We start from the raw sequence: 10,562 nt of genomic DNA on the forward strand, positions 1-10,562 counted from the left end.
CATCAGCACTGAGGACGGACACCATGCGAATCAAGCGAGCGCTCGCGATCGGCGCCACCCTCGCCGCGTTGACGGGGGCGGCGGGGTGCGGCGGTGACGACGGCAACGACAAGAGCAGCAGCGGCGGCGGCAAGAGTTCGGCCTCGGCCGGCAGCACCGAGGAGACCGCGGGCAGCAGCCTGCCCAAGGCGTCGGACATGGCCTCCGTCTCGTACTACCTGAACAAGTACACCCCCTGCCTGGACCTGGCGACGGGCGCCGACTACGACGCCAACCACGACGCCGACAACAGCGCCTGGGGTGCTGACGAGGCGGCGGACCCCTCCTGGAGCATCAAGGAACGCGGCGTCTGCACGGACGAGTCCGGCCACCCCATCGCCTTGCTCTCCGTCCAGGACATGGAGAAATTCCAGACCGCCGTCAAGAAGGACGGGGCCGATTTCCTGGTCGGCCAGGACTTCGCGGTCGTCCCGGTGGGCGACACTGCACTCCAGGCCCTGCAGAAGTCCGGACTCCGGTATCTCACGTGCGACGCGGACTTCTCCGTGCCGAGCGGCTTCACGAAGGAGGCGGGGGCAGTCGACGGCTGCGTCCTGAGCGACTACTTCCCCAGCTGATCCGAGCCCCGACCTTCCCCATCCCGCCCCCGTGTTCCCCGAAGGACTACAGATGCCCTCGCGCACAGCGCTGCGCCGCGCCCTCACCAAGGCAGGCACAGCCGTCCGCGCCCTGCTCTTCGTGGCGCTGACCCTGACGGCCCTCACGCTGGCCATGCCGACCCCGGCGTACGCGGGCTTCTCCTGCGACTTCACCGGCGACGACAGCTACCAGATGGACACACCGGGCAACAACGGCGAGTCCATGTTCGCCGCAGTGATCCAGTGGGACAAGGACACCAAGCAGGCGACGACGCTCCTGGACGACTCCGGGACGACGACCGGCGCGGTGAAGATGCCCAAGAGCCCCGACAAGTACACGATGTACGAACTCGACGGCATGCGCGGCATGAACTGGTCCCAGACCTTCAAGGGCCGCGGCGACGCCTCCGAGAACAACGGAAACGTCGGCAGCGGCGCCGACAACTGCTCGGTGATGTCCTACGTCAACAACGGCATCGCCGACTCCATCTTCAACGGCACCAAGATCCTGACCCGGGCCGCGATCTCCATCAAGGAGTCCGCCTCCAACCCCAGCCCGCTCGCCGGCCTCTACGACGGACGCGACAGCGTCGTAAAGACGCTGAAGGAGAACGTGCTGCGCCCGGCCGTGCCGGTGATGATCGTGCTGGTCGGCCTGTGGGTGTTCACCAAGTGGCGCAAGGGCGACATGCGCGAGGTGTGGGCGGGCATCTCGTGGTCGGCTCTGACGATCGTCGCCGTCACGGCGTTCCTGACGGGCGGCAACTACGACAAGTTCGTGAGCACCGCCGACTCCTACATAGCCCGGGCCAACTCGGCCCTTACCGAGACCGTCCTCGCCGGGGTGTCCGGGGAGACTCAGTCACCGTGCGACCTGGACAAGGGCGAGTACAACCGCGGGCTGCGCATCTCCAGCTGCGCCATGTACGACACGCTCGTCTTCCGGCCCTGGGCGCTGGGACAGTTCGGGGACCCGGGCAAGAACTGCGTATTCAAGAAGCCGGAAAAGGGCGGCGGCCAGATCCGGGACGGCGTCTGCATCCCCGCCGACAAGAACAAGACGTGCGACTGGGGCAAGGGCGCCCGCTGCGAGGACCTGCGGGTGATCCAGCTCGTGGCCCAGTCCAAGACCAACAAGGACGGCGAGAAGCTCAACAAGTTCGAGGACAAGTGGGTCCCCATCCGCCAGGACATCGCGGGTGGCAAGGACAAGGGCGACGACGTGGGTGACATGAACATCTACCGGGTCGCCTTCGCCGACTGGGCGGGCAACAACGCCGGCAACCGGGTGGGGCTCGCCTTCTACTCCATCATCGCCGCCCTCATCGTCGGTCTGATGGTCATCGTCCTCAGCGCCCTGACCCTGCTGTGGCACGCGGTCACCCTGATCCTGGTCATCCTGCTGCCGCTGGTGGCCACGATCGGCATCCACCCCTCCCAGCAGAAGATGCTGAAGAGCTGGCTGGAGACGTTCATCCACAGCTTCGTGCTGCGCGCGGGCTTCGGTGTGATCCTGACCGTGCTGCTGGTCCTCTACCAGATGATCCTGCCGGCCAAGGTCGCCCTCGGTACCCAGCTGCTCATGCTGCTCCTCGTCACCATCGCCATCGTGATGATGCTGAAGAAGCTCCTCGGCGGGAACTTCACCCCGCAGGTCGCGGGCGGCGAGGACGTGCTCGGTATCCGGGACACGGCGGGCAAGGTGACCGCCATGGCACCGGGTCTCGCCGCGTCCGCCGCCAAGACCTCCGGCCGCGTCGCGAGCGGCACGGCAAAGGGAACCGCGTGGACGGTGGACAGGGTCGCCGCCGGTGGCAGGGGGCGCGACAAGATGCAGCAGTGGGGCTGGATCGGTGCGTCCAAGCGCGAGCAGCGCAAGACCCAGCGCCAGGGCGCGGAAACGACACGCATGAAGTACGAGCAGACCCGCGAGGAGCTCGAGGCACGGCAGGCACCGGACCCGGAATCGGCCCCCGCGCCAAAGCGTGGTCGCCGGGTCAGCGGCGGCACCGGCCAGCCCGCACCGCAGCCGACGCCGCCGTCCGAGTCCCGACCGGCCCCGGCCGCCCAGCAGCCACCGCAGCAGGCCCAGCCACCGGCCCCCCGGCCCCGCCCCGCACCCGCGGCGCCGTCCGCGCCCGCGTCGGCGCCTGTCTCCCCGCCCCCGCCGCCGCCCCGGGACCCGCGCGGCCCCAGCGGCCGCGTCTGACCCCGCCCACCTGCCCGTAAGAAGCTTCGAGGAGCCACCCCATGCCCGCCCTGACCGCCGACCGCACCCCTGCCCAACTGGTCGGGGAACTGGAGCGGCTCATCGGGGTGGACTGGCCCATGGTGTGGGCGGGGGTCCCGGAGGACGCGGAGAAGCGGGCGAGGTGGTGCGCGGAGTTCGGCTGGCGTCCGCTGTGGGCCGAGGCGGGACTGCGCGTCCGTACGGCACTTGGCGGCCGCCTGTATCTCGCCTCCGCCGCCCCCGGCGGCCCGGTCACCCGGATCGATCACACGGTGTGGTCGGCCCGGGCCCGGGACACGGACGAGAACGCCCTCGTCACCGACCTGGCGGAGGCCCGCTGGACCGCCTCCCTGACCGCCCTGCGCGGCCTGCTGGGAAACCCGGCCTGGCACGGCACCTGGGACACGCCGGACTTCCCGGAACTGCCGGGTCCGGGGGCCTGGCCCGACGCCCGGTGGCGTACGGAACACCAGGACCCGCACCGCGTCGCAGTGTGGCGATTCCGGGTGCCGCAGGCACCGGTGTTCGAGCTCAGGGCGACGCTCGGTGCAACGGCACGAAGTGGTCCGGTGCCGGCCAATGCGAGGATCGAACTCGTCTGCCATGACCCCGACCACGCGGAGTCCCGTCGGCAGGCGCGACACGGATGAACCGGAGCCGTGCGGAACGCGAGGAAGGTGACAAGCGATGACGACCCTCAGGATCGACCGCGGCCCCGAGCAGTTGGCCGAGGAACTTAGGGGACTGGAGCACGTGGACTGGCCGGCCGTCTGGGCGGGCCCGCCGAACCCCGGTCAGGCACTGGACGACTGGTGCGCGCTGTTCGGCTGGCGTCCCCTCCCGGGTGAACGGATCCTGAGCGTCCAGAGTGCCACCGGGCAGCGCATGGCGCTGTACCCCGTCCACGGCGGTGGATGGGCGCCGGTGCAGAACCTCAACTGGAGCACCTGGCACCTGCGTGCCGACAGCGCGGACGAGAATGATCTGGTGTTGACGCGAGCGGCCGAGGCTTGGAGCGCGTTCGAGTCGGCGGCCCGCACCGCGCTCGGCGATCCCGCGTTCTCAGGCAGCTGGGACGACCCGGCGTTCCCTGAGCCTCCGCGTGAGCACCACTGGCTCGTGCAGCGCGAGAACCGCCTGGAGGACATGGATCCCTACCGAATGGCCGTGTGGCCGGCCGCCGGGCCAGAGGGCCGCGTCACGGTGCTCACCGTGAACCTCGGGCTCGCGCCTCTCCCGGGAGAGACGCGAGGCGCACTGATCAATGTCGACTGCTATCCGCCGGAGGCCTTGTGACCGAGCAGCAACTGGCCGATGAAGTCGTCACGGGTGCGCGCGAACGGGCCACGTTGGCCCATCTGGACACAGGCCTCTCGGACGCCAAAGCCAGGAAGATCGCCAGGGAGCTGAGAGCGGGCGCCCTGCGGTTTGGTATCAAAGCGGAGGATCTGACGGAGAAGTTGCCCTCCTACATCGTCGGCCTCGTCGCCGAGATGGACGTCGACCTGCCGGCTCCGGACACGAAGTCCGCTTTCTGGTCCTGGGCCCTCGAGAATCACCCGCAGCTGGGCGAGGGCGAAAAGATCCGCAGCATGCACGTCGCTGCCGCCTATGCCGACGTAGAGAATGCGATATCCCAGGATTCCGTGCGCTACTTGGAGGGAACACCCGGCGGTCAGCAGCTGGGCGAACTGCATCTGTGGGACAAGACCCTCCACGGCGTCCTAAATCTGGACGCGGCCAGTGGTGAGGCCATGGCTGCGAGTGCCTGGGACGCTCTCTCACAGAAATACGCCGCGAAGACGGAGAGCGAAGCCCTCTTCTTCATGGCCGAGCTCAACCCTGGAACCGTCGCCTACCAGACGGAGTCCCGGCAGCTACGTCAGGACGGCAAGCTCGACATCATCCAGTTCATGTATCCGGCGCCGATACACAAGTATGCGGAACTAACCCCGGAGACACAGGAGTTGCTGGCCTCCCAGGCCGTCCGCGCGCAGATCCACACGTTCCCGTACAAGGAGACGGATGCCACGCCACTGATCAAGGCGGGCCACCTCGACCTGGAGCAGTTGAAGGCGCTCCCCACCCCCGAGGCCCAGCGCGCCACCGTCCTGGAGGTGTGCGCCCGGGTGGCGACCATGGACGGTCCGGCCCGCGCGGCGGACGTGGAGAAGCTCGTCGAGGAGATCAAGGTCCTGCGCCCGGATCACGAGATCACCCTGCCCAGCGTCGAGGACCAGCAGTGGGCGGCCGAACTCCGCGGCCAGGAACAAGAGTCGCCGGCGGCACCACCGCCCGTCGCCGTCAGCACCCACGGCCAGTACCTCCCAGGTGTCGAAATCAACGCCAAGATAGGACCGGCGCTGCTCAAGTCGCTCCCCTTCCCCACAATGGAGGCAACCGCCGTCAACGCCCACAACTTCCTGCCCGGCGTCACCCCCCAGGCGAAGCAGGTCATCACCCCGGACAAGACCACAGCTCCGGCAGCTCCCACGCAGGCCCCTCCGGCTCCCGAGCAGTCACGCGACACCGGAATGGGAGTGTGACCCCACCCATGAGCCGCACTCCGCGCACTCCCCGCACCACCCCGCAGCCCGCCACCGACCGGCCGGACGCACCCACCGCACCCGCCACGCGGCTCTCCCACCTCCGCCGTTTCCTCCGCCAGGAGAAGAACGACGCCTGGGCCGTCCGTCTCCTCCCCCGCATCGTCTTCGGTGTGGCCGCGCTGTACACGGTGATCACCCTCGCCTCCCAGAGCGGCTCCAGCTTCGTCACGGTCTGCGCCCTGATCCTCATCGGCGGACTGGGCTGGCTGCTCCGCCGCCGCGCCCAACTCCTCCTGGGCCTAGGGGCGACCATCCTCTCCGCGGCCTTCACCGGCTACTTCTCCGCGGTGGGGGACTCGGTCCGCCTGTCCACCAGCGCCACCGTCACCGGCCAGGCCGCCTTCGGCTATTGGGCGCTCGGCGGCATGGCCCTCCTCGGCGCCTGGATGGTGAAGGACCACCCGGGCCGGCGCGGCCTCACCGTCGTCCTCGCGGATGTGATCCTCGTCATCGCCTCCGTCGTCGGAATGTTCCTGCCCGAAGCCGGGGTACCGCTCGGGTTCCTCGGAGTGATCGGCGTACTGGCCCTGCGCGGAAGCGGCGCGAAAGCGGTTGCGGGCCGTGCGCGCCAGGCAATCGGCCGCCTGCGGACGAGCAAAGCCAGTGACCCGACGGACAGTTGAGGCCCATGTGAACGTTTCGTCTCGTCACTGTGCCAAGTCGGCACACGCTTTGCAGATGCGTTGCACCGGGTTGACAGAACGTTTTAGGCTCCCCCCCGATCACGTATCGCCACGGGGGACAACACACATGCCTATGGCCAGCCATACGGCGCTGCCCACGCGCCCCGCGCGCGGGCCGGCACGGGGAGCGGGGGCGGGGGCCCACACTCCCGACGCCGCTCTGCCCTGCCAGCGCCGACCGGACGTCTTCCAGCACCCGCTGCTGGAGGCGCCCCCGGATATCCCGCACACCTCGCCCGAACAGCGCCACCAGCACCTCGTACTGCTGCGCACCGCCCGTGACCTGTGCGCTTCCTGCCCGTTGTGGGCGGAATGCCTCCAGGACGCCGTCGCCCACGCCGAGCCATACGGCTACGCGGCCGCGACCACACTCGACGACCGTCGCTGGCTCCGCCGCGCCCTCGGCGTCGGCGACGTGGACGGCGACCTGCCCACCCACTTGGCGCACGGCCCCGGCTACAGCTCCGGCGAAACGTCCCGCCGTCTGCTCCGCCTGCGCTCCCGGACCAACGACCCGGCCGCCCGGCACGCCGCCGAGCGCGGCCTGCCCACGCTGGAGCGAATCCTCGACGCGTTCGACGCACGTCAGGACCAACTGGCCAGCGCACGAAGCGCGTTGCCCGCCATCCCGAGGCAGTTGCACGAGCACACCACCACACGGCAGACACACAGCAGCGGCCACCATCCCAGACCCACCCACCCGGAAAGCAGGAGCGAGGACATGGCAGCGGCCGAGTCCGGGCAGCGGATCGCCTTCTCGTACGAGGATCCCGCCCAGGCCGTACGACAGGCTCTGCTGGCCCCTCTGATCCGCTCCGCCCTGCCCACGCTCACCGGCCTGGAGCAACTGGTCATGATGCTGGCGAGCGTGCCCGGCGGCGAGATCGCGCCGGAGATGCCGGAGAACCTCCGCGCCGTACGGAAAGCCATCGAGGCGCTGGCACCGGAGGGCGGCCAGGGCTTCTGCGGCCCCGCCGAGGCCGCCATGGAGGCCCTCAGCCCCCTCCGCACCATCACCGGCTCGGTCTCCGTCGAACTCGCCACCACCGACCCGGTGGCGGCACTGCGCCGCGACTTCCTGGAACCGCTGCTGCGCGAACTGGCCTCCTCCCTCGCCAATATGGAGAAGGTGGTGACCATGCTGGCCGCGACCTCGGACGGCGACGAGGTCCACCTGGAGCCGATCCGCACCGCATTGCAGGGCATCCGCACGCACCTCCCCCACCCGGCCCCCGCCGGCAAGACGTCCACCACCACGGGTCAGGCCACCTTCCCTCCCTCCGGCACCCGCCGCCCCGCCACCCCAAGCATCCGCGCCGCCGTGGAAACGGCCGTGTCGACCTTCCCCGGCCCCTTCTCCGCCCGTGAAGTACTGCGCGCCCTCCCGCCCGGCGTCTACGGCGACCCCTCGAAGACGATCAGCAACGTGCTGTCCGCCCTCGTCAAGTCGGGCCGCCTTCAGCGCCTCGCCCGAGGCACGTACGCTCGCACCGTCGACGTCACCATGGACGTCACCGCGGACGTGGCCATGGACCTCGCCGCGGACGTCCCCGAGCAGGACGAGGCGAAGAGCGCCCGAGCCGGAACGAGCCGGAACCGAGCCGGAAGGAACCCAGACCCCCGATGACCGAACCGACGCCGCCACCCCCCGCCACGGCGGACGCCCAGGTGCACGTCTTCTCCCCCAACGCCGGTCTGATCGACGGCGTCCCGGTCACCGCCCCGCCCTACGGCGACATCCAGGACGTGGTCCTGGCGATCCTCCAGCAACGCGCCCAGCAACTCGGCGCCCCCACCCCGGCCACCATCACCGACAACCGCTACGGCGGCGCCATCCGCCTCCTGATCCACCCGGACGGCACGACGGAACAGCTGGGCTGACGGCCCCGCACGACAGCCCCCTCTCACCACTTCACGGAACAGTTGAGCCGACCGCATGCACTCCTCCCCCGAATTCGTTGCCCGCTGGTGGACCACCGCACCGGCGCACACGGCCTTCTCGATGGACAGCTCCTACAAGGGCGAGCAGCGTGTGCAGGAACGCCTCGGGACTGACCCGGACACCTGGTGGGCGGCCGTGGCACTCCTGGGCGACGAATTCCCGGATTCCATGGCGGAGTTGGCCGACACAGCCAAGCAGTACGTACGCACCGAGCGGCCTTGCCCGTGGCCTGTCCGGTCGTCCCTCCCGGAGGGGATCCCCAGCCACGTCCGAACTCTGATCTCCTGGGCCCCGGAACCCGCCCTCGACCGCATCGTCGACCGGCTCGGCCCGGACGGCCGCCTCCTGCTGGCCGAGCAGACCACCTACTGCTCGACGACCGCGCGGGCCCTGGTCAAGGGCGGGGAGTTCCCTGTGCACCGAGAACTGGCCAAGGACCGGGAAAGGGACCAGTCCTACGGTCCCCACCCGCCGGCCCCGAACGGTGACATCATCACGGCCCTGCTGGAACGGGACGATCCCGCGCTCAACCTCTGGATGCTGCAGGCGGACCGTATCCGCAGCTCCAAGCACCTCTTCGACGTCCTCACGGGCGTCCCCTTCGCACCGGGCCGCACCGCTCCCGTCCACCGCCTTCCCGAAACACTGGCCTTCGCCGACCGGATCGCCGAGCTCGTCGATCCCTGGGAGCTGGCCCGACACTTCGAGTCGTCGGAGCCGGAGCACATCCTCCTGGCCCTGGCCGCGGAGAAGCCCCCCGGCCAAGCCGTGCTGTGGCCGTATCAGCAGCTGGTCGCGGGCCTGCTGCTGGCGCGGTCCGACCGCATCGACCTGCTGACGCGGGCGCAGGCGCTGCCCGCCCTCCACCAGGGCGTCGGGGAGTGGTACGCCTACGCGCTGTCCGCGGCCGAAGGCGCCGTCGCGGCCATGGAACGCGCCGTCAGCCTGCACCAGCAGAGGAAGGAGTTCTTCGAGGAAGCGCGCGACAATCTCTTCCACCGCCACCTCGACAGTCATGGCCAGGCAGGCCTCGACCGCCCGGATCACCTCCTCGCCCACAGCCGTGCCCTCTCCGAGGACCCCTGGTACCCGATCGACTGGGACGCGGCCCGCCGCTGGGCCGATGCGCCCGCCCAATGGAACGAACGAGGCATCCCGTCCCACGAGTTGTGCTTCCTGGCCGACCACGCGGACTGCCCTGCGGATCTCGTCCGCCGTCTGGTGGTCGAGGACGTCGACGAGTACGTCTTCCTCCACCTGTTCCGCACCCGGGAGGACGGCCTGGATCTTCTGCGCACCCTCGCCCTCACCCGCGAGACAGCACCGCTCGCCCTGTGGGCGGCCGTGCCGGACGGCGACTGGCAGCCCGAGATCACCGTCGAGGACGTACTGCGGCAGGCCCGCCCTGCCCACGCCCTGCTGCAGACACTCCGGGAACGCTTCTCCCGGGGCCTCCAGGACTACGTCCGGGCCGCCGCCACGCCCGCGCTCGAGGAACTGCTGCACGACTGCACGTCCGAACAGCGGACCGCCCTGGACGAACTCCTGCCGACGTTCAGCGGCACGCTGCCGGAATTGATCGCCCTGGTGAAAGGCTCGGAGTGACGGTCACCCTGCACACGCGGTACGGCGGCACCAGGGTCGTCCGCGAGCAGCACCTGCACCTGCACCTGATCGAGCTCTGCACCCTCCAGGAGACCCGATGGACGAACTCGGCTGCCGGAAGTCGACCTTCAGCGGAGGCCCCGAAGGCGAGTGCCTCTCCGACACCCCGGACGTCATCCTGGCCACTGCCCAGGAGACCTTGAGCGCCCTCGTGCAGCAGCTCAAGGCGCGCCCATGAGCCCTCAGAACCACACTCCGCAGGAATTCGTCACCGAACTGCGGGGTCTGTCGGAGCTGAACTGGAGGAATGTCCTCCACTACTACAGGCAGCAACCGGAGCTGGACACATGGTGCGCCCAGTTCGACTGCCCCTATCGGATGGCCTACTGGCTACCCGAGTCGCGCATCGGCCCGTTCGTCATCATGCGCGTCACCCTCGCCGTGGGAACGGCGCACGGCGTCTGGGGCGGCGGCGCGAACCTGTCCGTGACGTTCCGTGCGCGCCCCTCGGCCTCTGATCCGGAGGACGATCTCTCCCCCAACAAAACGGCGCTCCTCACCCAGGACGACCCCCCGCTCAACGCGCGCCTGGTGCGCGAGCACTTCGTCTGGAGCAGCGACGCTGAGCGCGTGCGCGCGGTCCTTTCGGGTACGCCGTTCGGCCGAGTGCCGAACCTGTGCCCGCCGCGGCAACGATCGCCGAGGCCGGGCGCTTCGACCTCCTGCGGTACGTCATCGACCGCTGGCACATCCGCTACCCCTGGCGCGACCACCTCGTCGAACGAGAACTGTTCGAAGAAGCGGTGATCCTGCGCTCGGCCGAGCCGCTCGAGCCCCGCCTGAACGAACTGCCCT

11 protein-coding genes are annotated in these 10,562 nt (G+C 69.6%); all 11 read left to right on the top strand.

Going from position 1 to position 10,562, the window contains the following annotated elements; genetic code table 11:
- Positions 1-23: 23 nt before the first annotated feature.
- The 11 genes from ACFWBB_RS27745 (at position 24) to ACFWBB_RS27795 (ending at position 10,514) form a co-directional block, all read left to right on the top strand.
- The gene (locus ACFWBB_RS27745) at positions 24-617 is read left to right on the top strand and encodes a hypothetical protein (protein ID WP_385277735.1); all 594 of its coding nucleotides are present in this window, start codon (positions 24-26) and stop codon (positions 615-617) included.
- Between the two features lie 52 nt (positions 618-669).
- Positions 670-2,847: a hypothetical protein gene (locus ACFWBB_RS27750; RefSeq protein ID WP_385277737.1), complete on the top strand. Its 2,178-nt coding sequence runs from the start codon at positions 670-672 to the stop codon at positions 2,845-2,847.
- Positions 2,848-2,888: 41 nt separating this feature from the next.
- Complete coding sequence (locus ACFWBB_RS27755) at positions 2,889-3,518, top strand: hypothetical protein (RefSeq protein ID WP_385277739.1); 630 nt, start codon at positions 2,889-2,891, stop codon at positions 3,516-3,518.
- Positions 3,519-3,555: 37 nt separating this feature from the next.
- Positions 3,556-4,164 (top strand): hypothetical protein, encoded by a 609-nt coding sequence (locus ACFWBB_RS27760; RefSeq protein WP_385277741.1) that lies wholly within the window; start codon positions 3,556-3,558, stop codon positions 4,162-4,164.
- Positions 4,161-5,414: a hypothetical protein gene (locus ACFWBB_RS27765; protein ID WP_385277743.1), complete on the top strand. Its 1,254-nt coding sequence runs from the start codon at positions 4,161-4,163 to the stop codon at positions 5,412-5,414. The genes ACFWBB_RS27760 and ACFWBB_RS27765 overlap by 4 nt, the downstream gene beginning before the upstream one ends.
- A gap of 8 nt (positions 5,415-5,422) precedes the next feature.
- Positions 5,423-6,100 (top strand): hypothetical protein, encoded by a 678-nt coding sequence (locus ACFWBB_RS27770; RefSeq protein WP_385277745.1) that lies wholly within the window; start codon positions 5,423-5,425, stop codon positions 6,098-6,100.
- Positions 6,101-6,233: 133 nt separating this feature from the next.
- A complete protein-coding gene (locus tag ACFWBB_RS27775; protein ID WP_385277746.1) occupies positions 6,234-7,787 on the top strand; it encodes a WhiB family transcriptional regulator in 1,554 nt (517 codons plus the stop codon).
- Positions 7,784-8,041, top strand: coding sequence for a hypothetical protein (locus tag ACFWBB_RS27780; protein WP_020129155.1), 258 nt, complete (start codon positions 7,784-7,786; stop codon positions 8,039-8,041). The genes ACFWBB_RS27775 and ACFWBB_RS27780 overlap by 4 nt, the downstream gene beginning before the upstream one ends.
- A gap of 55 nt (positions 8,042-8,096) precedes the next feature.
- Positions 8,097-9,707, top strand: coding sequence for a hypothetical protein (locus ACFWBB_RS27785; RefSeq protein ID WP_385277748.1), 1,611 nt, complete (start codon positions 8,097-8,099; stop codon positions 9,705-9,707).
- A gap of 97 nt (positions 9,708-9,804) precedes the next feature.
- A complete protein-coding gene (locus tag ACFWBB_RS27790) occupies positions 9,805-9,945 on the top strand; it encodes a DUF397 domain-containing protein (RefSeq protein ID WP_385277750.1) in 141 nt (46 codons plus the stop codon).
- The gene (locus ACFWBB_RS27795) at positions 9,942-10,514 is read left to right on the top strand and encodes a hypothetical protein (RefSeq protein ID WP_385277752.1); all 573 of its coding nucleotides are present in this window, start codon (positions 9,942-9,944) and stop codon (positions 10,512-10,514) included. Before ACFWBB_RS27790 ends, ACFWBB_RS27795 begins: the two co-directional genes overlap by 4 nt.
- Positions 10,515-10,562: the final 48 nt, after the last annotated feature.

This window comes from Streptomyces sp. NPDC060000, assembly GCF_042737375.1.
Lineage (GTDB): Bacteria > Actinomycetota > Actinomycetes > Streptomycetales > Streptomycetaceae > Streptomyces.